Genomic DNA, 25,142 nt, shown 5'->3' on the forward strand with positions numbered 1-25,142 from the left:
TCGTCATGTTGGGGTCTCCTGGCGGATGGTTCGGTGCTGCGAACGAGGCGGATTCGGACGGGTGAACTCGGAGTGATGGTCCGGATGTCCGGCGGTTTGGTGGGACCGGAGCGATGGGATAGAGAGCGGTGCGGCTCCCGGCCGGCTGGGAGCCGCCCCGCGCGGTCCCTGGTCAGCGGAGGGGGAGCTGCTCGGCGCTCTCTTCCGCGCGGAGGCGGTCCATGACGCCGGTGAGCCGGTCGCTGGACAAGGTGATTCCGTGCGCCCTTACGGCCTTGGTGACCACGGTCCGGCTCAGCAGCCCGGCGTCGGTCGCTGCTTGGCGGCCGATGGCGAGCAGATCGTCCAGGGACGCCCCCGGCGGACGCCCGGCGGGCTTGCCGGCGGTCAGTCCACCGGAACTTCCGGTCGGGCTGTCACCTGCTGAGGTCACCTCGTTCTGGGGTTCGTCCACAGTGAAGTGTCCGGCCACCTCCTGGACTGAGAAGTCTTTGGGCGAGGCAGGGGGCTGGCTATCCACATCCCTGTCTTCGACGAGATCGGCGGCGGCTTCGTCGAAGGGCGGGGTGCTGGCGGTCGGCGTCGGTTCGTCCCCACTGGGTCGAATTCCGGTCACCGCGTCGTGTGGTTCGCAGTGATCGGCAGGGATTCCGTGCAGGGGAGCGTCCGTCGTATGGCGGGCGATGAGGATGTGGAGGTGAACGGCTCCGGCCAGGGCCAGCGGGGCGAGCATGGCCAGGAGGCCGACGGGGACGTTACCCAGGTGAAGGTCACCGGTGGCGCCTTGCTGATTGAGCCGCACCGCGTGGAGGGCGTTGGCCCAGACACTAGCCGTGGTCGCGATGCCGAACAGGGCCCACACGTACAGGCGGGCGTGGAAGGGAGCGGTGCGTAGGACCAGGAGGGCGCGGACGCCATAGGCGATGAAGCCGTCGATCACGAGCGGGAAGAGGTAGGTGAGGATCCCACGGACGTGGATGGCGACGGCCATCTGCTGGAGGGCGTCGTAGGACAAGGCGCATCCGGCGGCGCCTAGGGTCAAGATCGCTGCTCGGTCCCAGCCGGTGGCGCGTTGGCTGGTGCCGGTGTTGGTGCGTAGGGCGAGCGGGGGCATGCGGAGTTCTCCGTGGGTGGTTTCAGGGGCGTTCACGGCGTTCACGGCAGGGGCGTACACGCGAGCCCCCTTCTAAAGGGGGGCTCGCGCGTGGACGCTGGGGTGCGTGGACGGCGTGTACGGTCGCGTGAACGTTTGACCTGCGGTTTTGCGGCGAGCGTGGACGCTCTGGGCGCGCTGTGGACCCATGTGCGCGGGAGGGGCGCGTGTACGCCCCCGTGTACGGTCCTGACGCCCGTAGGGCGGGGTTAGGAGACGGCGCCGATGTGGCGTACCGAGGCGCGGTAGCGGGCCTGCTGGCCACCCCCGCTGCCGCCTGCCGTGCCTTCCGCCTTGACCGCGAGACCGGCTTTGGCCAGGCGCTCCAGGGTGCGCCTGGCCTTCTCACTGGCGGCGCGGTCGGGGTTGCTGTCGCCGCTTTGAATGGTGGCCAGCTCGCGGACGGTCAGGCCGTCGGGGCGCTGGCGCAGGATCGCGACCGGGTCGAGGGCTGGGTCGACCTGCGAGGTGCCGCGTTCGTGGTCGTGGAGGACCTGGAGGGGGCCGACTTCACCGGTCGGGCACTTGAGGTGGTGGAGCGTGACGGCGGGGTCACCGGCCTCTCCTCCGATGAACAGGATGCTGCCTGCCCCGGAAGTGAGCCAGGTGGAGCCGTAGACGCGGTCGAGGGTCGGCCGCTGGGCGCGGGGTGCGCCTTCGGTGGCCTTGCGCTGGTGGTGGAGCTCCATGACCTCAACGCCCTGACGGATGGCTCGCTGGCGGGCGTTGTTGTAGGCGACGGCGAGGGCGTCGTCGACCAGGGTGCTGACCGCGTCCTTGAGGCTGTCGATCACGATCGTGTCGGCCTGGTGGGCGGCGGCGAGGTCGGCGAGGAGGTCGGGTTCCTTGTCCAGGGTGGCGGGCAGTGGGCCCTGCCAGACGGCCAGCCCGTCGCGCACGCGCGACATGTGAGCGGGCTCGATCCGTCGGGCCAGGGCTCGGGCGATCTGCTGGGGCCGGTCCATGGCCAGGTACAGCACGCGCTTGCCCGGCGCGACCGGCATGTCCAGCACACCGCTTGCCAGTCCCAGGCGGGCCATGACCACCTGATGGGCCAGGGTCGTCTTCCCGACGCCAGGAGCTCCGACGATCATCAGACTCTCTCCGGACGCCCAGACCGTCTGCGCGCTCGTCCCCCACAGGGGCTGTTTGTCGGCGCCGGTCTCGGTGACGAACCGCCAGCCGTCGACGATGTAGCGCGACAGCCGTCCCTGTCCTGAGGCCAGGGCGCGTTCGCGCTCGGCCCGGACCTCCGACTCGACCTCGCTGCGGATCAGGTCCGGGTCCGCTCCGGGTTCCATCGTGCGCTGGACGGTGCGGATGCTGGAGGTGCGCAGGCGCCGCAGGTCGGCGAGCTTGCGCACGATGCCGGCGTAGTGCTCGGCGCCGCTGACCGAGGGTGTGGCGCCGGCGATCTGGTGCAGGTAGGAGGCGCCGCCGACCCGCTGCAGGTCGTCCTGCTCGCGCAGCTGGTTGCACAGGACGATCGGATCTGTGGGCTTGTCCTCGCTGCGCAAGGTGAGGAGGGCGTGCCAGATCGACTCGTGGGCCGGGCGGTAGAAGTCGGCGCCGTCGAGCAGGTGGCGCACGGCGTCGATGACGTCCGGGTGGTGCATACAGGCGCCGAGCACAGCGGCCTCGGCGGCCACGTCGTGCGGGGGTACCGCCGTTATGTCCGGAGATGGCGGGTGGCTGCCGTTCTCCCGGAGGTGTGGCGCGTTCGACCGGGGTTCGTCCATACTGGACACGAAGCTCCTCGCTCGCGGGCCGTACGGGACGGCGAATCCCAGGCCACGCGGGTAAATCGTTCAGGGATGGGCGGTTGTGAGTGTGCGAGCTTGGCCCTCGGCGTTCGTAGCGCCGGGGGCTTTTTGCGTTCACCTCCCTCCGGGGTCAACGACCACGGTACCGGAAACGTTCCGCATTGCAACGCTTGCATTCGTCTCCGCAATGGTGTTTCCTTGTCATCATCGCCCCGGCTGTCCGCCGGGCCCGGTCGAGGAGGTGGAGCCGTGAGCGACGAAGGCGCGTCTCGCGCAGGGCAGGACCGGCCGCTGCCAGAGGAGTACGTCGCCGAGCGCATCAAGCTCGAACGCGAGGCGCGCGGCTGGAGCACGGTCACGCTCGCCGAGCGGATGGCCGAGGCCGGGCACGTCGTCAACCAGTCCGCGATCTGGCGCATCGAGAGCGGCAAGCCCCGTCGGCGGGTCAACCTCGACGAGGCGCTCGGCTTCTGCAAGGTCTTCGACCTCACCCTCGAAGAGCTGAGCAGCCCGCCCGGCCAGCTAGCCAATCCGCTGGTCCGCCGTCTTATCGGCGAGTACGTCGACAGATGGAAGGAATGGCGGGCGCTGGGCAAGGACATGCGCCGGATCCAGGACGACCTCAAGGCGTACACCGACGCCAACCCGAACCAGGAAGACATGGTCAAGGGGCTCCTCACGCATGAGATGGCCGTCGCCTCCAACGGCGAGTTCCATCACCACAACGCCGCTCCGCCCAAGCTCCGCAGTTTCCTCGGCGACCGTATGAACGGCCCGACCGACAACAACTGAAACGGTGCCGCGCTGCTACGAACAGCGCGGCATCTGTTCGAACCAGTCGCCCATCCCTGAACGATTTCACCGGCCGACCCCGGGATTCGCCGTCCCACGGTCAGCCAGAAGAGGAACCTCCCATGCCCGCCAGCACTGCCACCACCGTCATCGAGCGGAAGTGGTTCACCACCGCCGAGGTCGCCGAGATGCTCAACTTCGGCCTGTCCAAGACCAAGGCACTCGTCCACTCGGGCGCCATCCGCTCAGTCCTCATCGGCCGCAGCCGCCGCATCCTGCCCGTCTGGGTCGACGAGTACGTTGCCCGGGTCGTCGCCGACGACATGGAGCTGACGGCATGAGCGGCAAACGCGGTAACGGCGAGGGGTCCATCTACCCCTACAAGAACGGCTTCGCCGCCTACGCCTGGGTGACCACGCCCATGGGCAAGCGCGCCCGCAAGTACGTCTACGGCAAGACCCGCCCCGAGGTCCACGACAAGTGGCTCAAGCTCCACACGGCGGCCAAGGCCGGCCCGGTGGCCACCAGCACACCGACGCTGGAGAGCTTCCTCGCCCACTGGCTGAAGGCCGAGGTGGAGGTCAACCTCAAGCCGCTCACCGCCGCGACCTACGAGACGGTGGTCCGCCTCTACATAACGCCCCTCCTCGGCGCCAAGCGCGTTGACCGGCTCAACGTCCGAGACGTGCGCGAGTGGCTGAACAAGCTCGCCGCCACCTGCCAATGCTGCGCGCAGGGCAAGGACGAGGCCCGACCCGAGGAGCGACGCCGCTGCTGCGCGATCGGCAAATGTTGCGGCAAGGTGCTGGCCAAGCGGTCGGTCGGCGACGCCCGGACCGTGCTGCGCAGCGCCCTCACCTACGCAATGAGCGAGGAGATGATCTCCCGCAACGTCGCCCAGCTCGTCAAAATGGCCAAGCCCCGCAGCCGCAAGGTCATCCCCTGGTCGGTCGAGGAGGCCAGCCGCTTCCTCGAATCAGCGCGGACCGCCCGCGACCCGCTTTACGGCGCGTACGTGATGATCCTGGTCCTGGGGCTCCGCAAAGGGGAGGTGCTCGGGCTGGAATGGTCGAACGTGCTGCTCGACCGCAACGAGGTCCTCATCCAGAAGCAGCTCCAGCGGGTACGCCGCCAGCTGCTGCACTCCGAGACCAAGACCGACGCCTCGGAGGCACTGCTCCCGCTGCCGGACATCTGCAGGGCGGCGCTGCTGCTGCGGCAGAAGAGCCGCGACGCCCACAAGCTCGCCGCCCGCGAGCTGTGGACCGAGTCGGACATGGTCTTCACCACCCGCTACGGGACGCCGGTCGAGCCCCGGAACTTCAACCGGCGCTTCGCGTTCCGCTGCGCCGAAGCCGGGGTCCGGCTGATCCGCGTCCACGACACCCGTCACACCTGCGGCTCGCTGCTGGCGGCCCTGGACGTCCACCCGCGCATCGCGATGCAGATCCTCCGGCACACGCAGATCTCGGTGACCATGGAGGTCTACACGCACATTCCGTCCGAGCAGACCCGCGACGCTCTGCGCAAGCTCGGGGCGACGCTCGAAGGTGGGCTGGCGGACCTGGCGGATCTGGCGGAGGCTGAGCTGGACGAGGGCGTGCCCGATCCGGCAGCCGAGGAAGGTCGCCAGCAGCCGGAGTAGTTGCTGTACCTCGCTGCGTTACCTCACGCCAGAGGCCCCATCGGATATCTCCGATGGGGCCTCTGGCCTAGGTCAGGACACCGCTGCCCTTCGTCAGAAGGTGTTGGCGGTGAAAGGGCGCACCGGTTCCGCTACAAGGCCGAGCAGACGCTCGAATTCGGTGTACTCGTCCTTGCTCATGAGCTCGACGGCGTTGCCGAGGTTCTTCTCGGTGAGCTGCTGCATGAACGGGGCGAGGAAGCGCTGCAGGGTCTCCGGCGCGTCCACCGCTTCCTGCAGGTAATTCCGGTACCGGGTGTGCTGCATCCGTACTTCTTCACGTTCGGCACGGGTTGCCCCGAGGACACGAGCCTGTTCCTCCCTGCTGAACGGGCGTCCGTCACGGTGGGTCCATATGTCGGTGTTGGACAGGCGAATGAAGTCCGAGCTGCAGAGAAGGGCGACGATGTCAGGTCGGGGTGTGGGCGTGGTCATGCGGGGTGATGCTCCTCGTTGGTTGGGGAACACCAATGGTTCGGAGAATCGCCGGTTGGGCTAACCGGCGATCGTCGGCTATGTTGCGCCAGCCTCCCCGGGTCGATGCCGACAGCTGGAGGGGTTCGATCCGTGCGGCCGGTGTGGCGGTCAGGCCCGCCGGCCATCCCGGCACTGTGCGGTCTGGGGCTTCTCGGGTGTGGCGGGCACGTGGGCGCTGCAGTGCAGCCGCCGCGGACCGCGTTGCGTTCCCCTTGTCCTGGTCCTGCCGGGCGGCGCTGCTGCCGCGCCAAGCGCGACCCGCACAGCTCGTTCCCCGCGAGCTGTCCGAGCAGATCCGCGGCGCCCTGCGCAAGCTCCGGGCGTCCTTCGGCGGTGGGCCGACGGATCAGGCGGCGGCCGAGCTGGAAGAGGAGGTCGTCTGACCTGGCGGTCGGTGAAGGTCGCTGACGGCCGGAGTGGTTGCTGTACTTTCCTGCGGTACAGCGCGAAAGAGGCCCTATCGGATCTCTCCGATAGGGCCTCTGACCTGGGTCGGGGTGGCGGGATTTGAACCCACGGCCTCTTCGTCCCGAACGAAGCGCGCTACCAAGCTGCGCCACACCCCGGTGCAACGAGATTTACTTTAGCGGACGGGGGGCCGGAGACGAAATCCGGTTTCTTCGGTGGTGGGGCGGGGGTGTGGCGGGGGTCACGGGCGGGGGGTTCGCCGGGGGGTTCACCGGGCCGGGTGGGGGGTCTTTCGGGGGGTGAGGGTGAGGAGGGTGGCTTCCGGGGGGCAGGCGAAGCGGATGGGGGTGTAGCGGTTGGCGCCGCAGCCTGCGGAGACGTGGAGGTAGGAGCGCTCGCGGCCCGCGGTGTGGGCCGACAGGCCCTTCACGCGCTTCGTGTCCAGGTCGCAGTTGGTGACGAGGGCGCCGTAGAAGGGGATGCAGAGCTGGCCGCCGTGGGTGTGGCCCGCGAGGATCAGGGGGTAGCGGTCGGCCGCGAAGGCGTCCAGGACCCGCAGGTACGGGGCGTGGACGATGGCGAGGCTGAGGTCCGCGGCGGGGTCCGGGCCGCCGGCGACCTCCGCGTAGCGGTCGCGCTTGATGTGCGGGTCGTCGAGGCCGGTGAGGGCGATCTCGATGCCGTCGTCGAGCTTGAGGTGGCCGCGGGTGTTGCTCAGGCCGACCCAGCCGGCGGCGTCGAACGCGTCGCGCAGGTCGCCCCACGGGTTGCGGATCACATGGGTGACCGGATCCGTCTTGCCGTTCAGCCCGTGCTGCCGGCGGGACTTCTCCAGGAGGTAGCGGCCCGGGTTGCGGAAGCGGGGCCCGTAGTAGTCGTTCGAGCCGAAGACGTACGCGCCGGGGAACTCCATCAGCGGCCCGAGCGCGTCCAGGACCTCGGGGACGCCTTCCGGGTCGGAGAGGTTGTCACCGGTGTTGACGACCAGGTCGGGGCGCAGGCCCGCCAGGGACTGCAGCCAGCGGCGCTTGGCGTTCTGGCCGGAGACCATGTGGATGTCGGACACCTGCAGGACCCGGATCGGCCGCATTCCGGCGGGCAGCACCGGGACGTCGAAGCGGCGCAGCCGGAAGGCCCGCGGTTCGATTCCGGCCGCATAGGCCACGCAGGCCGCGCCGACTGCCGTCACGCCGAGGGGAACTCCGTATCGCGCTCGCATGCGTCCATCGTCGCAGATGAGATGAGGGTCGCCAGAGCGTGTGGCGCTCCGTTGCCGCCACGGAAGCCGGGAAAGGCGTTGATATCGACGATCAGAGGGGTTCCGGCCCTGTCCGCGATGACGTCCACGCCGTAGATGTCGAGGGCGAAGGCCCTGCCCGCCCGCAGCGCCAGGCCGTGCGCCCCGGGGGGAGGCGGGGGCTTGGCCGCGGTGGTTCGCGCGGCGTCCTGGGTTCCCAGCGGGGTCGGGCGGACGCCCGTGAAGACCTCGCCGGCGATCACCCAGAGCTTGTGGTCCCAGCCGTCGCCCGGTGTGAAGTCCTGGACGACGACCGGTTCGTCCGGCCACTCGCGGGCGAGTTCCCGCAGGCCGGCGGCGTCCTCGACCCTGGCGACGACGTCCCCGCGCCGGTTGGCCCGGCTCTTGACGATGAACGGGTAGCCGGACGGCGGCGGCCCGGTGATCCGGGACAGGGGCGCGACGGCCCGGGTCCCGGGGAACGGCAGGTCCGCGGCCCGCGCGGTCTCCGCCATCCGGACCCGGTCCTGGCACACCTCGGTCGCCGCGGCCGAATTGACGACGCGCGCGCCGCGCCGCTCCAGGCTTCGGGCGAGCCGTATGGCGCGGGGCGTGTGCGATTTGAGGAGATAGACGTCGGCGAGCGACGCCGGTCCGGATTCCGGGACGGCGGCCGGGTCGGTGAACGAGACCTCGGCGTGGTGATGAATCGTCAGCAGGGCGGCGGTGGAGGCCAGTAGGGGGTGGTCCGGCTTGTCCGTCAGGAAGCAGACCCGCGCCGGAGCGGTGTCCGCGGTGGTCATGTGCCTGCCTGGGCGGGGACGAAGGCCACGGTCTCCGGGCGCAGGGCGCCGCGTCCGGGGTGCTGTGCCGCGCCGCCCGTGCGGGCCAGTTCGAGAACGGCCCGCGCCACCCGGGCGACGGCGTCGGGCACCTTCCGGAAGCTCGGGAAGTCGTTGATGTCGACGACGACCGGGCCGTCGGGCCCGAGCAGCACGTCGAACCCGTACAGGTCCAGGCCGAAGACGGCGCCGATCTCGGCCGCCAGCTCCGCCACCTCGCGGGGGAGCGGCACGATCCGCTCGTCCACGGCGAGTTCCGGGCGCAGCGGCGAGGCCCGGACGGCCGCGAACACCTCACCGCCGACGCAGTACACCTTCAGGTCCGTCCCGGAGTTGGGCACGTACGGCTGGGCGATGAGCAGGCCGTCGTCCTCAGGAGCGGGCGCGGAAGCAGCCTCGTGGCCGTCGGGTCCTCCCGTCAGCCGGTCCGGCGTGCGGACCAGCCGTACCCCCCGGCCCGCGCTGCCCGCCGCGGGCTTCACGACGAGCGGGAAGTGCTCCCCGGGGACCTCCGCGAAGAGTTCGGCCCGGGCCGCCGCGTACGTCACCGGCATCGGCAGGCCGTGCTGCTGGGCGACGAGCGCGGTGAGTGCCTTGTCGCGGACGGTCCGGATCGCGCGGGCGTCGTTGACCGTGGTCAGGCCGAGGGCCGCCGCGCCTTCGAGGAGGGTCAGGCCGGGGCCGCCGGATACGGTCTTGAGCACCCAGGCGTCGTGGGCGCCGGAGCGCACCGCGTCGGAGAGCCCGGACAGTTCGGAGAACTCGGACAGCCTGATGAGGGAGCTGCCGGGGCGGATGACGTCCACCCGGTGTCCCCAGGCGGTCAGTTGAGCGACCACGTCGAGAGGCATGCCGTCATGACGGTAGTGCTCCTCGACGAGGAAACAGAGCCTCATCTGCTGGTCCCCTCGACCCCCGGACGTCCGCCGATCAGTCCGGCAGAGCTGTGACCGAACAGGATGCCACGGGACGCCTGGTGTTCCGCCGCGTGGGACCGGTCCGGGACATCTCCGGGACCTGGACGATACGTGCAGGGGACCGGGAGGCGGCCGGGACGATCCGTGGACGGCGCGGTGACGGGGCCCCCACGTGGCTCGGCCGGAACGCCGGCGGAACGGTTTCGGCGCCGTGCGGGGCCGTGCGGCGCCGTCGCCGGTCGGTACGGGACAGCCCCGGACAGTCCCCCCGTAGTCCCCCGGGGGTTAATGGGCGGCAGCACCGCCGTGCGGGTGCGAGACTCGACGGCATGACCACCACGCTCAAGCAGCGACTGCACGACGACCTCATCACGGCCATGAAGGGCCGCGACGAACTTCGCTCCGCCACGCTCCGCCTCACGCTGACCGCCATCACCAAGAAGGAGGTCGCGGGCACGACCGCCCGTGAGCTCTCCGACGACGAGGTGCTCAAGGTGATCGCCGGTGAGGCGAAGAAGCGCCGGGAGGCGGCCGAAGCCTTCGCCCAGGGCAATCGTCCCGCCCAGGCCGAGCGCGAGCTGGCCGAGGGGGAGGTGCTCGACGCGTACCTGCCGAAGCAGCTCTCGGACGAGGAGCTGGTCGGCATCGTCACCGCCGCCGTGGCCGAGGCGAAGGCGGGCGGCGCCGAGGGCCCGCGCGCCATGGGCGCGATCATGAAGATCGTGAACCCGAAGGTCGCCGGCCTCGCCGAGGGCGGCCGCGTCGCGGCCGAGGTGAAGAAGCAGCTCGCCGGCTGACCCCGTGGACATGCGTGAGGGGCGCGACCCGGAATGGGTCGCGCCCCTCAGCCGTTCCGGAAACCGTCAGCGGTTGCCGCCCGTCCCGCCGCCGGAGTGGCCGTTTCCGCCGATGATGCCCGGCGGGAGGGTGAACGTCGGCCACGAGCCCGGCTTGCCCGGCCCCCCGGTCGTCGTGCCGGTGGTGGTGGCGCCCGTGGTGGTGGCGCCCGTGGTGTGGCCGGGCTTGGTGGGCTTGCCGGGGTTCGCCGGGGTGCCCGGCGGCTTCGGAGCCTCTACCGGATCGGGGATCGAGACGGTGGTGAACCCGGGCGCCGGCTTGTTCGCCAGGGCGCCGCCCAAGGCGTCCTTCCAGATCGGGCCGGGGACGCCGCCACCGAAGACCTTCGGGTAGTACTCGCCGCCGATGGTGACTTCCTCCATCGACAGGTGGCTGGTGCCGGGGCCGCCGCCGACCCAGACCGCGCCCGCGAGGTTCGGGGTGTAGCCGACGAACCAGGCGGCCTCGCGGTTGTCGGTCGTACCGGTCTTGCCGGCGCTCTGCCGGTCGTCCAGTCCGGCCTGTCTGCCGGTGCCGTCCTCGACCACGCCCAGCAGCAGGGTGTTGATGGTGTCCGCCGTCTGCTCGGACATCACCCGGGTGCACTGCGTCTTGGGAACCGTGATGGCCTTGCCCGCCGGGTCGGTGGCCGACTCGATGGCGACCGGGGAGCAGTAGGTGCCGCGGTTGGCGAAGGTGGCGTACGCGTTGGCCATCGTCAGCGGGGCGATGGTCGCGGCACCGAGGGTGACGGCGGGCACCTGCGGGAGCGGGGCGCCGTTGCCCATCTCGACGCCCATGCTCTTGGCGAGGGTGGTGACCGGGCAGACCCCGATGTCACTGATCATCGCCACGAAGTAGGTGTTGATGGACTTGGCCGCGGCCTGCTTGAGGGAGAACGGGCCGACTTCGGTGGTCAGCTCGTTCTGCACTGTGTCGGGCTTGTCGACATTGTTCTTCCACTCGCCGTTGCAGGTCTGCACCGGGCTCGGGTAGTCCATCTTGTACGGCGACGGGTACGACTGGGTCACCGGTGTGCCCTGCTCCAGGGCGGCGGCCGCGGTGAACGCCTTGAAGGTGGAGCCGACCTGGTAGCCGAAGTTGGAGCCGCCCATCCGCTTCTCGACCGAGAGGTTGATCTGCGTCTGGTCGGCCCCGAAGCCGTACGGCTTCGACTGGCCCATGCCGCGGATCTTGCCGCTCCCGGGCTCGACCAGCGTCACGGCGGTGGCGACCTTGTCGCTCTTGTACACGTGCTTGTTGATCGAACTCTGCACGGACGCCTGGGCCTGCGGGTCCAGCGTCGTCTTGATCGTCAGGCCGCCCTGGCGCCAGCGCTTCGCGCGGGCTTCCTTCGTCTTTCCGAAGGCCGCGTTCTGCAGGAACGTGTTGCGGACGTAGTCGCAGAAGAAGCCGGCACCGTTCACGGCGGTGATGCAGCCGTTCTTCGGCTTGCTGATCTTGAGGCCGAGCGGCAGTTTCTTCGTGGCCTCGGCCTGCGCCGGGGTGATGTCCCCCAGGTCGGCCATCCGCTGGACCACGAGGTTGCGGCGCTTGATCGATTCCTGCTCGTCGTTGACCGGGTCGAAGCGGCTGGGTGACTGGACGATGCCGGCCAGCATCGCGGACTCGCCGACGGTCAGGTCCTTGGCGTGCTTGCTGAAGTACCGCTTGGCCGCGGCCTCGACGCCGTAGGCCTGCTCGCCGAAGAAGGTGATGTTGAGGTAGTTCTCCAGGATCTGCTGCTTGCCGAGTTCCTTCTCGACCTGGATCGCGTACTTCATTTCCTTGATCTTGCGGCCGATGGTCTGCTGGACCGCCTGCGCCACCTTGTCCGGGTCGTCGCCGGCCTGCTCGATGAAGACGTTCTTCACGTACTGCTGGGTGAGGGTGGAGGCGCCCTCGGAGACCCCGCCGTCCTGGGCGTTCTTGTTGAGCGCGCGCAGGATGCCCTTGAGGTCGATCGCCCCGTGCTCGAAGTAGCGGGCGTCCTCGATCGCGACGATGGCCTTCAGTATGTTCGGGCTCATCTGCTGGATCGGGATGACGGTGCGGTCGCGCGAGTAGACGGTCGCGATCAGCCCGCCGTTGGAGTCGAGGATCTTCGACGCCTGGCTGAGCGGCGGGCGCTTCAACTCACCCGGCAGGTCCTGGAACCCGGAGGCCGTGCCCTTCGCCGACAGGCCGAGGGCGCCGGCGGCCGGCAGGGCGATCCCCGCCAGTACCACTCCGGACAGGACACTGACACCGAGGAACTTGGCGGCCTGCTGGGCCGTCGAGAGACCCCCGCCCGATCGCTTGTGAGGCATGGAGGCAGCCTACGTTGCGATTCCCCGGACGTGCGCCCAGGTGTTCGCCTAGTCTGTAACGGACAGGCGCGATCGCTGAGCGTGCGCCTGCCCTCCATCATCACTCTTGTGGGTGATGAGAACTGCCCGAATTCCTGTCATATGCCGGGTGACTTGGGCGATATGCCAGGCGCAGTGACCGTTCTGTCGCATAAGTCCGAAATAGGTGCCGCTCACTCCGTTGGGTGATCTGGCGCGCACCCATAGTCCATTCGGGCCATCGAAGATTGGGCCTGAAAGGGCTGTTGCGTCACGCCTACCTTCCGTAACGTCCTCAACTGGCAACGGTGAATATGCCGGTTGCCGCCGTGGGGGAGCCTCGATTCGGGAGAGGACGGCGCCAGCATGAGTAGCTGGGTAACCGACTGGAGCACGCAGGCAGCGTGCAAGACGACTGATCCGGACGAGCTTTTCGTCCAGGGAGCGGCCCAGAACAGGGCCAAGGCGGTGTGCACCGGATGCCCGGTGCGGACCGAATGCCTGGCGGACGCGCTCGACAACCGGGTGGAGTTCGGCGTGTGGGGCGGGATGACCGAGCGCGAGCGCAGGGCATTGCTGCGCCGGCGACCAACTGTCACCTCGTGGCGCAGGCTGCTCGAGACCGCGCGTACCGAGTACGAGCGGAGCACCGGCATCCTGCCGCTGGACGAAGAGGACGACTACGCCGCCGCGGGGTGATCCCCGGCAAGCCGTTCGCCGATCGAGCGCAAGCCGTCCAGGTCGTGCACGTCGCCCGGTAGGGCCGCTACGTCAACCATCGGCACCTCAGGGTGCACGGAGACGAAACGGTCCCGGGTGCGGCGTTCGCGCGCGACCACGCGCATGCGCTCGGCGTGCAGTCTCAGCAGCCCGGCGGCGAGCCGCTGCTCGGGCGGAATCGTCGTGTCGCTCGGCATGTCGTCGGCCGCTTCGGCCCGGGCCTTCGGGTCCGTTTTCTCGGCGCCTTCGGCAATAGCCCCCTCGGCAGGGGCGCCCTCGGCCCCCTCGGCAATGGAGTCAGTCTTCCCGGCCCCCTGATCCACAATGCCGCCGTCCCCAAGATTTTCCCGCGGCTCCTCGAGCGCCTGGGCGGCGGCCAGCGCCCGCTCCGCGGTGAGCTGCGGTGCGCCGCTGCCGTGCACCCGGTTCAGCACCAGGCCGGCCAGCGGCATGTCCTCGGCGGCCAGCCGCTCGACGAAGTACGCGGCCTCGCGCAGCGCGTCCCGTTCCGGAGCGGCCACCACGAGGAACGCCGTCCCGGGGGCCTGCAACAGCTTGTACGTGGCGTCCGCGCGCTTGCGGAAGCCGCCGAACATGGTGTCCATGGCGGCGATGAAGGTCTGCACGTCACCCAGCAGGTGCGTGCCCATCACCTTGCTCAGCACGCCCGTCATCATCGACATGCCGACATTGAGGAACTTCATCCCGGCCCGGCCGCCGACCTTCGCCGGCGCCATCAGCAGCTTGATGAACTTCCCGTCCAGGAACGACCCGAGACGCTGCGGGGCGTCCAGGAAGTCCAGCGCGGAACGGCTCGGCGGGGTGTCGACGATGATCAGGTCCCAGGCGTCCAGCGCGCGCAGCTGGCCCAGCTTCTCCATCGCCATGTACTCCTGCGTGCCCGCGAAGCCGGCCGACAGGGACTGGTAGAAGGGGTTGTCGAGGATCGCGCGGGCCCGCTCGGGGTCGGAGTGCTGCATCACGACCTCGTCGAAGGTCCGCTTCATGTCGAGCATCATCGCGTGCAGCGTGCCGCCCGCGGACTCGTCGATCCCGGTGACCGGGCGCGGGGTGTTGTCCAGTTCGGTGAGGCCCATCGACTGCGCGAGCCGCCGCGCCGGGTCGATGGTCAGGACGACGGCCTTGCGCCCGCGTTCGGCGGCGCGCACGCCCAGGGCGGCGGCGGTCGTGGTCTTTCCGACGCCGCCGGAGCCGCAGCAGACGATGATGCGGGTCTTCGGATCGTCGAGGAGCGGGTCGATCGCCAGCACCGGACTCTCCAGATCCCCCGGATTCTCCAGGCTCATGTCAGCTCTCCCCGCCGGACCGTGCCGCTGCCGCCGCTCGTGCCCGTGCCGTTGCCCAAGCCCATGTCAGTTCTCCCTGCCCGTCATGCCCTGTTTGCGCAGGCTGTCGGCCAGCCGGTAGAGGCCGCCGAGGTCGATGCCCTCGCCGCGCAGTTCCAGTTCGTACGTCGGCAGGCCGAGGTCGGCGATCTCGGCGCGCTCGCGGCGCTCCAGCAGGACGCGCTGGGCGTGCTCGTGGGCCTGCTCGAGCAGCGGGTCGACGAGCCGCTCCGCCTGGCCGCCCTTGCGGGCACCGCCCAGGCCGGCCTGGGACAGCGCCTTGGCGACGGCGGTGCGCCGGCCGTTGGCGGCCGATTCGAGGTCCGCGTCGTCCAGCAGCACCGGACGCAGCATGTTGACCACGACGGCTCCCACCGGCAGTCCCGCGGCCCGCAGTTCCGCGACGCCGTCCACGGTCTCCTGGACCGGCATCTCCTCCAGCAGCGTCACCAGGTGCACGGCGGTCTCGGTGGACTTCAGCACCCGCATGACGGCCTGCGCCTGGTTGTATATCGGGCCCATCCTGGCCAGGCCGGCGACCTCGTCGTTGACGTTGAGGAAGCGGGTGATGCGGCCGGTCGGCGGGGCGTCCATCACGACCGCGTCGTACGCCCGCCAGCCCGCGCTGTCCTTGCGGCGCACGGCCTCGCACGCCTTGCCGGTCAGCAGGACGTCCCGCAGGCCGGGGGCGACGGTCGTCGCGAAGTCGATCGCGCCGAGCTTCTTGAGGGCGCGGCCCGCGCGGCCGAGCTTGTAGAACATGTCCAGGTAGTCCAGGAGCGCGAGCTCCGGGTCGATGGCGAGCGCGCGCACCTCGCCGCCGCCCGGCGCGACGGCGATCTTCCGCTCCTCGTAGGGCAGCGCCCCGGTCTCGAAGAGCTGGGCGATGCCCTGCCGCCCCTCGACCTCGACCAGCAGCGTGCGGCGGCCTTCTGCGGCGAGGGCGAGCGCGAGGGCGGCGGCGACCGTGGTCTTGCCCGTGCCGCCCTTGCCCGTGACGATATGGAGCCTGGTGGGAGTGGACTGTTGTGGGCTCACACTTCGAGCGTAACCACTCGGTGTACGGCTCAAGCAGCCCACCACCCAGGTGTGGCGTCTATCTCCCGCCGGGATCCGGACCGGAACGTGCGGGGACGGCCCGCGATCCTCCCGTCCCGACCCGTCCGGGCGGTGCGGGCGGGTGCTGGCCGGGGCGGGTGGGAGCAGGCGTTACAGTCGGCTCCATGGCTAAGTGGGAATACGCGACCGTGCCCCTTCTGGTGCACGCGACGAAGCAGATTCTGGACACGTGGGGCGAGGACGGCTGGGAGCTGGTCCAGGTCGTACCCAATGGGAACAACGCGGAACAGTTGGTGGCCTACTTCAAGCGGGAGAAGCAGGCGTGAGCGCGGTCGAGGACAAGCTCGCCTCGCTCGGGATGACGCTGCCCGACGTGGTGCCGCCGCTGGCCGCGTACCAGCCGGCCGTGCAGTCCGGTGTGTACGTGTACACCTCCGGCCAGCTGCCGATGGTGGGCGGCAAGCTCACGGTGACCGGCAAGGTCGGCGCCGAGGTGACGCCGGAGGAGGCCAAGGACCTGGCCCGTACGTGCGCGCTGAACGCGCTCGCGGCGGTCAAGTCGGTCGTCGGTGACCTGGACCGCATCAAGCGTGTCGTGAAGGTCGTCGGCTTCGTCGCCTCGGCGTCGGACTTCACCGGGCAGCCGGCCGTGATCAACGGTGCGAGCGAGCTGCTCGGCGAGGTGCTCGGCGAGAAGGGCGTGCACGCGCGCAGTGCCGTCGGCGTGGCCGTGCTGCCGCTGGACGCCCCGGTCGAGGTCGAGATCCAGGTCGAGCTGGTCTGAGTCCGCCGCAGGCGGGGCCGGGTGCCCGGCTGCGGGGGCGCACCCTCGAACAGCGGAGTCCGACCCTCGAACATCAGGGCGGCAGGCCGTACGATCCCGCCCATGACCACGAGCAGCGGCGGCACGAGTGACGGACAGTGGTTCCCGGCCTCCTGGCCCGACCGGATCCGGGCGTTGGCGAACGGGGAGCTGACCCCGGTGACCCCGCGCAGGGCCGCGACCGTCCTGCTCCTGCGGGACGGCGCGGGCGAAGGGCCGGCCGTCCACCTGCTGCGCAGACGCGCCTCCATGGCTTTCGCCGGGGGCGCGTACGCGTATCCGGGTGGCGGTGTGGACCCCCGGGACGAGAAGCCGGTCCGGTGGGCGGGACCGTCGCTCGACCAGTGGTCGGCGGCCCTCGGCGTGGACCCGGTGTCGGCGCAGGCGGTGGTCTGCGCGGCGGTGCGGGAGACGTTCGAGGAGGCCGGCGTCCTGCTGGCCGGCCCGGACGGCGACAGCGTCGTGGCGGACACCACCGGGGAGAGCTGGGAGGCCGACCGGGAGGCGCTCGTCAGCCGTGAGCTGTCGTTCGCGGACTTCCTGGCGAGGCGCGAGCTGGTGCTGCGTTCGGATCTGCTCGGCCCGTGGGCCCGCTGGATCACCCCGGAGTTCGAGGAGCGTCGCTACGACACCTGGTTCTTCGTCGCGATGATGCCGGCGGGACAGCGCACGCTGGACGTCTCGGGCGAGGCCGACCACACGGTGTGGCTGCGTCCGGCCGAGGCCGTGGAGGGGTACCGGCGCGGCGAGATGGTGATGATGCCGCCGACCATCGCGACGCTGCGCGCGCTGCTCCCGTACGACTCGGTGGAGGCGGCCCTGGCGGCCGCGGCCGACCGGGACCTGGAGCCGGTGCTGGCGCGGGCGGTGCTGGAGGAAGGGCGGATTGTGCTGAGCTGGCCGGGGCACGAGGAGTTCACCAAGCACATTCCGCAGGGACCGGGTTCTTCGCAGGGGTCCGGCCCGTCGCAAGGAGCTGCTGAATGACCTCGGCGATGTTGCCCGGCAGGCCGCAGGCGACGGTCGGCGGCCCCGCGACGGCGCGTGCCGTCTGCGTCCTGGCCCCGAACCCGTCGCCGATGACCCTGGACGGCACCAACACCTGGCTGCTGTCGGAGCCCGGATCCGAGCTCGCGGTCGTCGTCGACCCGGGCCCGCTCGACGAAGCGCACCTGCGCAACGTCGTCGCGACCGCCGAGGCGGCCGGCAAGCGCGTGGCGCTGACGCTCCTCACGCACGGCCACCCCGACCACGCGGAGGGCGCCGCCCGCTTCGCGGAGCTGACGGGGACGGACGTCCGGGCGCTCGACCCGGCGCTGCGGCTGGGCGAGGAGGGGCTGGCGGCGGGTGACGTCATCACCACCGGCGGCCTGGAGCTGCGGGTGGTGGCCACACCCGGTCACACCTCGGACTCGCTCTCCTTCCACCTGCCGGCCGACGGCGCCGTCCTGACCGGCGACACGGTGCTGGGGCGCGGCACGACGATCGTGGTGCACCCGGACGGCCGGCTCGGCGACTACCTCGACTCCCTGCGCCGCCTGCAGGCCATGACGATGGACGGCGGTGTCGACACGGTGCTGCCCGGCCACGGCCCGGTGCTGGAGGACGCGCGCGGCGCCGTCGAGTACTACCTCGCGCACCGCGCGAGCCGGCTGGCGCAGGTGGAGACCGCCGTGGAGGCGGGCCGGCTGACGCCCGCGCAGGTGGTCGCGCACGTCTACCACGACGTCGACCGGTCGCTGTGGCCCGCGGCGGAGCTGTCGGTGCGGGCGCAGCTGGACTATCTGCGGGAGCACGGGCTGATCGAGGACCGGCGGGTCGACTGATGGGGAACCCGGGCACGGCCGCCTCGGCGGCCGGGGAGTTCGACCCGTGGTCCGCCGCGTTCGTCGCGGACCCCTATCCGGTGTACGCGGGACTGCGTGCCGCGGGCCGCGCGCACTGGTTCGAGCCGACCCGGCAGTGGCTGATCCCGCACTACGACGACGTGAGCGCGCTGTTGCGCGACCGCCGTCTCGGGCGGACGTATCTGCACCGCTTCACCCACGAGGAGTTCGGCCGCGAGGCGCCCCCGGCCGGTCACGAGCCCTTCCACGTCCTCAACGACAACGGCCTGCTCGACCTGGAGGCCCCCGACCACACGCGGATCCGCCGACTGGTCGCGAAGGCGTTCACCCCGCGCACCGTCGAGCGGCTCGCGCCGACCGTCGAGCGGCTGGCCGCCGAGCTGGTCGACGGCCTGTACGCGGACGGCGGCGGCGACCTGCTGGCCCGGGTCGCGGAACCGCTGCCCGTCGCGGTCATCGCGGAGATGCTGGGCATCCCGCCGGGCGACCGGCAGCCGCTGCGGCCCTGGTCGGCGGATATCTGCGGGATGTTCGAACTCAATCCGGACGAGGAGACCGCGCGGCGCGCCGTGCGGGCGAGCGAGGAGTTCTCGGCCTACTTGCGCGGACTGATCGCCGAGCGCCGCCGCGCGCCGGGCGAGGACCTGATCAGCGCCCTGATCGCCGCGCACGAGGACGGGGACACCCTCAGCGAGCAGGAGATGGTCTCCACCTGCGTGCTGCTGCTCAACGCCGGGCACGAGGCGACGGTGAACACCACGGCGAACGGCTGGTTCACCCTCTTCCGTCACCCCGACCAGCTCGCTCTGCTCCGCGCGGAACCCGGGCTGCTCCGCGACGCCGTCGAGGAGCTGCTGCGCCACGACACGCCGCTGCAGATGTTCGAGCGGTGGGTACTGGACGACATCCAGGTCGGCGACACGGTGATCCCGCGGGGTTCCGAGGTCGCGCTGCTCTTCGGGTCGGCCAACCGTGATCCTTCCCACTTCCCCGATCCCGACCGGCTGGACCTGCGCCGGCCCGCCGCCGAGAACCGGCACGTCACCTTCGGGGCCGGCATCCACTACTGCCTGGGCGCACCGCTGGCCCGCCTGGAACTCGGCGCGTCCTTCGGCACCCTGCTGAGCCGCGGGCCGGGCCTGCGGCTCGCGGCCGGGCCGCGCTGGAAGCCCGGCTACGTCATCCGGGGCCTGGAGGAACTGCTCGTCACCTGGTGACGCCGGTGACGGCCCCTCCCGGGCCTCCTCCTCCGACCCGCGGCACCGTGAGCCGCCAGGCCCCCGGCTGGACCGTCCAGGTGCGGGTCCTGACGGGGCCGGCGACGGCGGAATCCGCGCGGTAGCGGAAGTCCCGGCCCGAGACGGTGACGGTGGCGGCCCGCACGCACAGCGGATCCGCGCTGTCGGGATGGTGCACCCGGACCTCGATGAGCCCCGGGTCCACCGTCCGGAACGACACCTCGTGGACGGGGTGGTCCAGGTCAACCAGCACCACGCCGTCCGCCTCGATGCGCAGCCGCTGGCGCGGCGCGTGCCCGTGGCCGTGCCCCGGCCCGTGGGTGTGCGACGGCGCCGGCATGTTCAGGGTGCGGACCAGCGACCGGGCGGTCCAGCCGCCCGTCGGCCGCCACCACCCCCTCGGCGCGTCGCCCCGCTCCGCGTCCCGGTGTGCCTCCCGGTTCGCGGACCACCAGTGCGCCGAGGGGCCGAGGCCGTCGGAGGAGATGCGCAGACTGCCCAGCACGATGCCGCCGCTGTCGTCGACCAGCAGGTCCAGCTCGCGGTCGGTGCCGTCGAGCACCGCCCGCGCGGCGGGCAGCACCTGGCCGGGCACGCCCAGCGCCCGCGCGAGTGAGGAGTGCGGCCCGATCGGCACCAGCGCCAGCGGGGCCTCGCCGAGTGCCCGCTCACGGTGCAGTGCCCGCACCGCCCGCAGCAGACTCCGATCGTCGCCGAGCACGACCGGGCGGCGCCGGCCGCGGTGCGCGAGCACCCGCGCCACCTCTTCGGCCGAATCCGGTAGAGCGATTTTTACGGACGACGCGCCCGCACACAGGACATCCTTCGCGATGCGGACGGATTCGCCGTCGACGGCACGTGCGGCGGGGTCGATGACCACGAGCAATTGCTGCCCGGAAGGTCGCTGAGCCGACACCTTGGTCCTTCCTCAGGTAAAATCTCGGTGCAAGAGCCCCTTGCGCCGTTGCGTCAGGGGCTTCGTCTATTCCGGGGCACCGCGTTCGACGGCTCTCTGCACGTTGGACATGCCCCGCCCGGAAGGGGTGTACGCCTGTGCCCGCACTTGTGCTGCTCGGTGCTCAGTGGGGTGACGAAGGCAAGGGGAAGGCCACTGACCTGCTCGGTGGCTCCGTGGACTATGTCGTGCGTTACCAGGGCGGCAACAATGCCGGCCACACGGTCGTCGTCGGCGACCAGAAGTACGCACTGCATCTCCTCCCCTCCGGAATCCTGTCGCCGGGGTGTACCCCGGTCATCGGTAACGGTGTCGTCGTGGACCCGGCGGTCCTGCTCTCCGAGCTGAGCGGGCTGAACGACCGCGGAGTCGATACGTCCAAGCTCCTGATCAGCGGTAACGCTCATTTGATCACGCCGTATCACCAGACCATCGACAAGGTGACGGAGCGGTTCCTCGGCAGCCGCAAGATCGGCACGACCGGGCGCGGCATCGGCCCGGCCTACGCCGACAAGATCAACCGCGTCGGGATCCGCGTTCAGGACCTCTTCGACGAGTCGATCCTGCACCAGAAGGTGGAGGCCGCTCTCCACGAGAAGAACCAGCTCCTGGTTAAGCTCTTCAACCGGCGCGCGATCAGCGTCGACCAGGTCGTCGAGGAGTACCTCGGCTATGCGGAGCAGATCAAGGACTTCGTGGCCGACACCGGCCTGATCCTGAACAAGGCGCTGGACGAGGGCAAGGTCGTGCTGATGGAGGGCGGCCAGGGCACTCTGCTCGACGTCGACCACGGCACCTATCCCTTCGTCACCTCGTCGAACCCGACCGCCGGCGGTGCCTGCACGGGCTCCGGCATCGGCCCGACGAAGATCAGCCGCGTGATCGGCATCCTCAAGGCCTATACGACGCGTGTCGGCGCCGGTCCGTTCCCGACCGAGCTGTTCGACGAGGACGGCGAGAAGCTGCGGATCATCGGCCACGAGCGCGGGGTCACCACCGGCCGCGACCGTCGCTGCGGCTGGTTCGACGCGGTCATCGCGCGGTACGCGACCCGCGTCAACGGCCTGACGGACTTCTTCCTCACGAAGCTCGACATCCTCACCGGCTGGGAGCAGATCCCGGTCTGTGTGGCCTACGAGATCGACGGCAAGCGCGTCGAGGAGCTGCCCTACAACCAGAGCGACTTCCACCACGCGAAGCCGATCTACGAGATGCTCCCCGGCTGGTCCGAGGACATCACGAAGGCGCAGACCTTCGACGACCTGCCGAAGAACGCGCGGGCGTACGTCAAGGCGCTCGAGGAGATGTCGGGCGCCCCGATCTCCGCGATCGGAGTGGGTCCCGGCCGTACCGAGACGATCGAGATCAACTCGTTCATCTGACGGTCGCTCGTACGACGACGCCTCTCAGTCGAGCTTCGTGTAGGTGAGCGGCGCCTTGCCCGCCTCACGGGAGTCGCGCACCAGATGGGCGTCGTCGATCACGGTGAGCGTCGAGGCCACCCCGGGGTTGCAGGAGGCGGCGGGGACCGCACTGGTCAGCAGTGAGGGGCTCAGCGCCAGCGGCGGCCCGGCCGACGTCATGTGCATCGTCCACTCGCACTGATAGGTGGTTCCGGTGCCGGTCAGGGTGACGCTGCCGTTCCGCCCGATCGTCAGCGTGCGGGTGTTGGTGCCGTTGCTGTCGAACCCCGCCTGCCAGGTGCCGACGAACCGTTCCGGCACCTCGCCGGGAGCCGTGGTGCCGGTCTGCGAGGGGGACGTCGGGTACTGGGCGAAGCCGTTTCCGGACGGGAGGGCCGTCGAGGGTCCCGGAAGGCCCTCGCGGCCCTTGTCGTCCGTCGTGCCGCCGTTGCCGAAGTCGAGCGCGACGACGGCCGCCCCGGCGCCCGCGAGCACCGCGACGGCCACCGCGGCCCCGATCAGCACCCCCTGCCGCCGCCGGCCCGCCGGCGGTGCGGTGTAGCCCGGCGGGGGAGCGTATCCCGGGTGCGGGTAGCCGTAGCCGCCCTGCGGGTACGGGGGCGGCGCCGGGGCGGCCCCCTCGACCATGGTCGGCCGGGCGGGCAGCGGCTGGGGGACCACCGCGGGGGCGGGCGCCGGAGTGGCGTCCCCCTCGTGCGGGTTCTCGGCCTCCAGCAGCCGCACGGCGTGCCGGCCGAGCTGCGCCACGATCGCGCTGGGCAGCCACGTCCTGCCGTCCTGCGGCGAGTGGGCGGCGATCCGCGCCAGCACCGCGTCCAGGTCCGGCCGCAGAGCGGCCTCCTTGACCAGGCACTCCGCGACCAGCTCGCGTAGCGCCGGGGGCAGCTCGTCCAGCTCCGGCGGCTCCTGCGCGATCCGGAACATCTGGGCGTGCACCCCGCTGCTCGCGGCGCCGAAGGGCTGCTTCCCGGTCGCCGCGTACGCCAGCACCGAGCCCAGGCAGAAGATGTCGCAGGCCGGGGTGACGCGGTCGCCGCGCACCTGCTCGGGCGACATGAAGCCGGGGGAGCCGACCAGCGCGCCGGTGTTGGTCAGACCGCCGGTGACGGTCTCCAGGGCGCGGGCGATGCCGAAGTCGATGACCCGTGGGCCATCGATCGTGATCATGACATTCGACGGCTTCAGGTCGCGGTGGATGAGCCCGGCGGCGTGGATGTCCTTGAGCGCGTGGGCCAGCCCGGCCGCCAGCACCCACACCGAACGCTCCGGCAGCGGGCCGTGCTCCTTGGCGATGACGTGCTGCAGCGTCGGCCCGGCGATGTAGCCGGTGGCGACCCAGGGGATCTCGGTCTCGGTGTCGGCGTCGAGGACCGGCGCGGTCCACGCGCCGCCGACCCGGCGGGCGGCCTGGACCTCCTGCCGGAAGCGGGCCCTGAACTCGTCCTGCGCGGCCAGTTCGGCCCGCACCAGCTTCACCGCGACGGTCCTGCCGCGTTCCGAACGGGCCAGGAAGACCCGTCCCATGCCGCCCGTGCCGAGCCGGCCCAACAGCCGGTACGCGCCGATCCACTGCGGATCGTCGGATCTGAGTTCTTCCACGCCGCGCGCCTCCTCCCGGCCTGACGGCCGCCCCGTAGGCGAAGAATAGTCTGACCGTTCGAGGGGTGATCCCGGCACTGCCGGCGGGGGCGGGCCGGGGCCGCGCGACCCGCCGGACGGAGTCCCGGCGGGCCGCCGCCGATGACAGCCTGTCGGAGAACGTGCCGACTGCCATACAAGGTGACCGTGTCCCTGACCGGCGGCGATCCTTAGCCTGAGCGCATGACCCCTCCTTTCGCCGCCGCCGCCGATCCCGGGACCGGAGCCGCCGTCAAGGCCGCAGACCGGGCGCACGTCTTCCACTCGTGGTCCGCGCAGGCGGTCATCGACCCGATGGCCGTGGCCGGGGCCGAGGGCTCGTACTTCTGGGACTACGACGGCAACCGCTATCTGGACTTCTCCTCGCAGCTGGTGAACACCAACATCGGCCACCAGCACCCGAAGGTCGTCGCCGCCATCCAGGAGCAGGCGGCCAGGCTCTGCACCATCGCGCCGGGCTTCGCCGTCGACGTGCGGTCGGAGGCGGCCCGGCTGATCGCCGAGGTCACCCCCGGCGACCTGGACCAGGTCTTCTTCACCAACGGCGGCGCCGAGGCGGTCGAGAACGCCGTCCGCATGGCCCGGCTGCACACCGGCCGGCACAAGGTGTTCAGCGCCTACCGCTCGTACCACGGCGCCACCTCCACCGCGATCAACCTCACCGGTGACCCGCGCCGCTGGCCGTCGGACACCGGCTCGGCGGGCGTCGTGCACTTCTGGGGCCCGTACCTGTACCGCTCGCAGTTCCACGCGACGAGCGAGGAGCAGGAGTGCGAGCGCGCGCTGGAGCACCTGGAGCAGCTCGTCGCCTTCGAGGGCCCGCAGTCCGTCGCCGCGATCATCCTGGAGTCGGTGGTCGGCACCGCGGGCATCCTGGTGCCGCCGGCCGGCTACCTCGCCGGCGTCCGGGAGATCTGCGACCGGTACGGCATCGTCTTCATCCTCGACGAGGTCATGTCCGGCTTCGGCCGCACCGGCGCGTGGTTCGCCGCCGACCACTGGGGCGTCGTCCCGGACCTGCTGACCTTCGCCAAGGGCGTCAACTCCGGCTACGTGCCGCTCGGCGGCGTCGCCATCTCCCCGGAGATCGCCGCGACCTTCGCCACCCGCCCCTATCCGGGCGGACTCACCTACTCTGGCCACCCGCTGGCCTGCGCCTCCGCCGTAGCGACGATCAACGCGATGCGTGAGGAGCGGATCGTGGAGAACGCCGCCGCGATCGGCGAGCGGGTCATCGGGCCCGCGCTGCGCGACATCGCCGCCCGGCACGCCTCGGTCGGCGAGGTGCGCGGCCTCGGTGTCTTCTGGGCCCTGGACCTCGTCAAGGACAAGGCGACGCACGAGCCGCTGGTGCCGTACAACGCGGCGGGCGCGGACAACGCGCCGATGGCCGAGTTCGCGGCGGCGTGCAGGAAGGGCGGCCTGTGGCCCTTCGTCAACATGAACCGCACGCACGTCGTCCCGCCCTGCACGGTGACCGAGGCCGAGGCCAAGGAGGGCCTGGCGGCGCTGGACGAGGCGCTGACCGTGGCCGACCGGTACGCCGTCAGCGGATAGCGCTTGCCCCCACCGGCCGCCGGCAGCGTGGGAAATGATCACGAAACGCGCATAACCCCCGCACGCTTCCCTCCCCGGACGTGCCGTTGATTCCCGAA

Annotated in this window: 24 protein-coding genes and 1 tRNA gene; 13 read left to right on the forward strand and 12 right to left on the reverse strand. The window is 70.8% G+C overall.

All coding sequences use genetic code 11. From position 1 onward, the window contains the following. Window positions 1-172 precede the first annotated feature (172 nt). Window positions 173-1,114 (reverse strand): DUF2637 domain-containing protein, encoded by a 942-nt coding sequence (locus O3X23_RS31840; protein WP_269275703.1) that lies wholly within the window; start codon window positions 1,112-1,114, stop codon window positions 173-175. 248 nt (window positions 1,115-1,362) lie between these two features. Next, on the reverse strand, window positions 1,363-2,892 hold the full coding sequence (locus tag O3X23_RS31845; protein ID WP_269275781.1) for a DnaB-like helicase N-terminal domain-containing protein: 1,530 nt from the start codon (window positions 2,890-2,892) through the stop codon (window positions 1,363-1,365). A 273-nt stretch (window positions 2,893-3,165) separates the two neighbouring features. On the opposite strand from O3X23_RS31845, the gene O3X23_RS31850 reads away from it, so the two are divergent. The 3 genes from O3X23_RS31850 to O3X23_RS31860 all read left to right on the forward strand — a co-directional run bounded on the left by O3X23_RS31850 (window position 3,166) and on the right by O3X23_RS31860 (window position 5,353). Further along, on the forward strand, window positions 3,166-3,708 hold the full coding sequence (locus tag O3X23_RS31850; RefSeq protein WP_269275705.1) for a helix-turn-helix transcriptional regulator: 543 nt from the start codon (window positions 3,166-3,168) through the stop codon (window positions 3,706-3,708). A gap of 122 nt (window positions 3,709-3,830) precedes the next feature. After that, on the forward strand, window positions 3,831-4,049 hold the full coding sequence (locus tag O3X23_RS31855; RefSeq protein ID WP_164607325.1) for a helix-turn-helix domain-containing protein: 219 nt from the start codon (window positions 3,831-3,833) through the stop codon (window positions 4,047-4,049). Further along, window positions 4,046-5,353 (forward strand): site-specific integrase, encoded by a 1,308-nt coding sequence (locus O3X23_RS31860; protein WP_269275710.1) that lies wholly within the window; start codon window positions 4,046-4,048, stop codon window positions 5,351-5,353. The genes O3X23_RS31855 and O3X23_RS31860 overlap by 4 nt, the downstream gene beginning before the upstream one ends. Before the next feature lie 93 nt (window positions 5,354-5,446). Here the strand turns inward: O3X23_RS31860 and O3X23_RS31865 are convergent, their stop codons facing one another. Further along, window positions 5,447-5,659: a hypothetical protein gene (locus tag O3X23_RS31865; protein WP_269275712.1), complete on the reverse strand. Its 213-nt coding sequence runs from the start codon at window positions 5,657-5,659 to the stop codon at window positions 5,447-5,449. 422 nt (window positions 5,660-6,081) lie between these two features. Between O3X23_RS31865 and O3X23_RS31870 the strand changes: the two genes are divergently transcribed. After that, window positions 6,082-6,252: a hypothetical protein gene (locus tag O3X23_RS31870; RefSeq protein WP_269275714.1), complete on the forward strand. Its 171-nt coding sequence runs from the start codon at window positions 6,082-6,084 to the stop codon at window positions 6,250-6,252. Between the two features lie 109 nt (window positions 6,253-6,361). Here O3X23_RS31870 and O3X23_RS31875 read toward each other — a convergent pair. From O3X23_RS31875 to O3X23_RS31890, 4 genes are all read right to left on the reverse strand, one after another. After that, window positions 6,362-6,435, reverse strand: a tRNA-Pro gene (locus tag O3X23_RS31875). A gap of 110 nt (window positions 6,436-6,545) precedes the next feature. Continuing rightward, on the reverse strand, window positions 6,546-7,496 hold the full coding sequence (locus tag O3X23_RS31880) for a metallophosphoesterase (RefSeq protein ID WP_269275717.1): 951 nt from the start codon (window positions 7,494-7,496) through the stop codon (window positions 6,546-6,548). Next, complete coding sequence (locus O3X23_RS31885) at window positions 7,463-8,317, reverse strand: ATP-grasp domain-containing protein (protein WP_269275719.1); 855 nt, start codon at window positions 8,315-8,317, stop codon at window positions 7,463-7,465. Before O3X23_RS31885 ends, O3X23_RS31880 begins: the two co-directional genes overlap by 34 nt. After that, on the reverse strand, window positions 8,314-9,252 hold the full coding sequence (locus O3X23_RS31890) for an ATP-grasp domain-containing protein (RefSeq protein WP_269275721.1): 939 nt from the start codon (window positions 9,250-9,252) through the stop codon (window positions 8,314-8,316). Before O3X23_RS31890 ends, O3X23_RS31885 begins: the two co-directional genes overlap by 4 nt. 350 nt (window positions 9,253-9,602) lie before the next feature. On the opposite strand from O3X23_RS31890, the gene O3X23_RS31895 reads away from it, so the two are divergent. Next, the gene (locus tag O3X23_RS31895; protein ID WP_269275723.1) at window positions 9,603-10,070 is read left to right on the forward strand and encodes a GatB/YqeY domain-containing protein; all 468 of its coding nucleotides are present in this window, start codon (window positions 9,603-9,605) and stop codon (window positions 10,068-10,070) included. A gap of 66 nt (window positions 10,071-10,136) precedes the next feature. Here O3X23_RS31895 and O3X23_RS31900 read toward each other — a convergent pair whose 3' ends face one another. Next, window positions 10,137-12,419, reverse strand: a complete 2,283-nt coding sequence (locus O3X23_RS31900) for a transglycosylase domain-containing protein (protein WP_269275725.1) — start codon at window positions 12,417-12,419, stop codon at window positions 10,137-10,139. A gap of 384 nt (window positions 12,420-12,803) precedes the next feature. Here O3X23_RS31900 and O3X23_RS31905 point away from each other — a divergent pair, with 384 nt between their 5' ends. Beyond that, window positions 12,804-13,136 (forward strand): WhiB family transcriptional regulator, encoded by a 333-nt coding sequence (locus O3X23_RS31905; RefSeq protein WP_138358704.1) that lies wholly within the window; start codon window positions 12,804-12,806, stop codon window positions 13,134-13,136. Here the strand turns inward: O3X23_RS31905 and O3X23_RS31910 are convergent. Together O3X23_RS31910 and O3X23_RS31915 are read right to left on the reverse strand one after the other, a co-directional pair. Next, the gene (locus tag O3X23_RS31910) at window positions 13,118-14,464 is read right to left on the reverse strand and encodes an ArsA family ATPase (protein ID WP_269275727.1); all 1,347 of its coding nucleotides are present in this window, start codon (window positions 14,462-14,464) and stop codon (window positions 13,118-13,120) included. The genes O3X23_RS31905 and O3X23_RS31910 overlap by 19 nt on opposite strands. Window positions 14,465-14,530: 66 nt before the next feature. After that, window positions 14,531-15,541, reverse strand: coding sequence for an ArsA-related P-loop ATPase (locus O3X23_RS31915; RefSeq protein WP_269275729.1), 1,011 nt, complete (start codon window positions 15,539-15,541; stop codon window positions 14,531-14,533). A gap of 185 nt (window positions 15,542-15,726) precedes the next feature. Here O3X23_RS31915 and O3X23_RS31920 point away from each other — a divergent pair, with 185 nt between their 5' ends. The 5 genes from O3X23_RS31920 (at window position 15,727) to O3X23_RS31940 (ending at window position 19,449) form a co-directional block, all read left to right on the forward strand. Next, window positions 15,727-15,888, forward strand: coding sequence for a DUF4177 domain-containing protein (locus tag O3X23_RS31920; protein ID WP_138358698.1), 162 nt, complete (start codon window positions 15,727-15,729; stop codon window positions 15,886-15,888). Beyond that, window positions 15,885-16,346 (forward strand): RidA family protein, encoded by a 462-nt coding sequence (locus O3X23_RS31925; protein ID WP_269275734.1) that lies wholly within the window; start codon window positions 15,885-15,887, stop codon window positions 16,344-16,346. The genes O3X23_RS31920 and O3X23_RS31925 overlap by 4 nt, the downstream gene beginning before the upstream one ends. Before the next feature lie 102 nt (window positions 16,347-16,448). Then, a complete protein-coding gene (locus O3X23_RS31930; RefSeq protein ID WP_269275736.1) occupies window positions 16,449-17,372 on the forward strand; it encodes an NUDIX hydrolase in 924 nt (307 codons plus the stop codon). Continuing rightward, window positions 17,369-18,211 carry an MBL fold metallo-hydrolase gene (locus tag O3X23_RS31935; protein ID WP_269275738.1) on the forward strand — a complete coding sequence of 281 codons (843 nt, stop codon included), beginning with the start codon at window positions 17,369-17,371 and terminating at the stop codon, window positions 18,209-18,211. Before O3X23_RS31930 ends, O3X23_RS31935 begins: the two co-directional genes overlap by 4 nt. Further along, window positions 18,211-19,449 (forward strand): cytochrome P450, encoded by a 1,239-nt coding sequence (locus tag O3X23_RS31940; RefSeq protein WP_269275740.1) that lies wholly within the window; start codon window positions 18,211-18,213, stop codon window positions 19,447-19,449. Before O3X23_RS31935 ends, O3X23_RS31940 begins: the two co-directional genes overlap by 1 nt. Here O3X23_RS31940 and O3X23_RS31945 read toward each other — a convergent pair. After that, window positions 19,439-20,386 carry a diacylglycerol kinase family protein gene (locus O3X23_RS31945; RefSeq protein WP_269275742.1) on the reverse strand — a complete coding sequence of 316 codons (948 nt, stop codon included), beginning with the start codon at window positions 20,384-20,386 and terminating at the stop codon, window positions 19,439-19,441. The genes O3X23_RS31940 and O3X23_RS31945 overlap by 11 nt on opposite strands. Before the next feature lie 137 nt (window positions 20,387-20,523). On the opposite strand from O3X23_RS31945, the gene O3X23_RS31950 reads away from it, so the two are divergent. Continuing rightward, on the forward strand, window positions 20,524-21,807 hold the full coding sequence (locus tag O3X23_RS31950) for an adenylosuccinate synthase (RefSeq protein WP_269275744.1): 1,284 nt from the start codon (window positions 20,524-20,526) through the stop codon (window positions 21,805-21,807). Between the two features lie 24 nt (window positions 21,808-21,831). On the opposite strand, the gene O3X23_RS31955 is transcribed toward O3X23_RS31950, so the two are convergent. Then, complete coding sequence (locus O3X23_RS31955; RefSeq protein ID WP_269275746.1) at window positions 21,832-23,448, reverse strand: serine/threonine-protein kinase; 1,617 nt, start codon at window positions 23,446-23,448, stop codon at window positions 21,832-21,834. 222 nt (window positions 23,449-23,670) lie between these two features. On the opposite strand from O3X23_RS31955, the gene O3X23_RS31960 reads away from it, so the two are divergent. After that, window positions 23,671-25,044, forward strand: coding sequence for an aspartate aminotransferase family protein (locus O3X23_RS31960; RefSeq protein ID WP_269275748.1), 1,374 nt, complete (start codon window positions 23,671-23,673; stop codon window positions 25,042-25,044). The last annotated feature ends 98 nt before the right edge of the window (window positions 25,045-25,142 follow it).

The sequence above is a fragment of the Streptomyces sp. H39-S7 genome (genome assembly GCF_027158205.1).
Classification (GTDB): Bacteria; Actinomycetota; Actinomycetes; order Streptomycetales; family Streptomycetaceae; genus Actinacidiphila.

Coding starts and splice junctions, on each gene's coding strand:
- O3X23_RS31840 (WP_269275703.1), bottom strand. CDS start 1,114: ATGCCCCCGCTCGCCCTACGCACCAACACCGGCACCAGCCAACGCGCC.
- O3X23_RS31845 (WP_269275781.1), bottom strand. CDS start 2,892: ATGGACGAACCCCGGTCGAACGCGCCACACCTCCGGGAGAACGGCAGC.
- O3X23_RS31855 (WP_164607325.1), top strand. CDS start 3,831: ATGCCCGCCAGCACTGCCACCACCGTCATCGAGCGGAAGTGGTTCACC.
- O3X23_RS31860 (WP_269275710.1), top strand. CDS start 4,046: ATGAGCGGCAAACGCGGTAACGGCGAGGGGTCCATCTACCCCTACAAG.
- O3X23_RS31865 (WP_269275712.1), bottom strand. CDS start 5,659: ATGCAGCACACCCGGTACCGGAATTACCTGCAGGAAGCGGTGGACGCG.
- O3X23_RS31880 (WP_269275717.1), bottom strand. CDS start 7,496: ATGCGAGCGCGATACGGAGTTCCCCTCGGCGTGACGGCAGTCGGCGCG.
- O3X23_RS31885 (WP_269275719.1), bottom strand. CDS start 8,317: ATGACCACCGCGGACACCGCTCCGGCGCGGGTCTGCTTCCTGACGGAC.
- O3X23_RS31890 (WP_269275721.1), bottom strand. CDS start 9,252: ATGAGGCTCTGTTTCCTCGTCGAGGAGCACTACCGTCATGACGGCATG.
- O3X23_RS31895 (WP_269275723.1), top strand. CDS start 9,603: ATGACCACCACGCTCAAGCAGCGACTGCACGACGACCTCATCACGGCC.
- O3X23_RS31900 (WP_269275725.1), bottom strand. CDS start 12,419: ATGCCTCACAAGCGATCGGGCGGGGGTCTCTCGACGGCCCAGCAGGCC.
- O3X23_RS31905 (WP_138358704.1), top strand. CDS start 12,804: ATGAGTAGCTGGGTAACCGACTGGAGCACGCAGGCAGCGTGCAAGACG.
- O3X23_RS31910 (WP_269275727.1), bottom strand. CDS start 14,464: ATGAGCCTGGAGAATCCGGGGGATCTGGAGAGTCCGGTGCTGGCGATC.
- O3X23_RS31920 (WP_138358698.1), top strand. CDS start 15,727: ATGGCTAAGTGGGAATACGCGACCGTGCCCCTTCTGGTGCACGCGACG.
- O3X23_RS31930 (WP_269275736.1), top strand. CDS start 16,449: ATGACCACGAGCAGCGGCGGCACGAGTGACGGACAGTGGTTCCCGGCC.
- O3X23_RS31935 (WP_269275738.1), top strand. CDS start 17,369: ATGACCTCGGCGATGTTGCCCGGCAGGCCGCAGGCGACGGTCGGCGGC.
- O3X23_RS31940 (WP_269275740.1), top strand. CDS start 18,211: ATGGGGAACCCGGGCACGGCCGCCTCGGCGGCCGGGGAGTTCGACCCG.
- O3X23_RS31960 (WP_269275748.1), top strand. CDS start 23,671: ATGACCCCTCCTTTCGCCGCCGCCGCCGATCCCGGGACCGGAGCCGCC.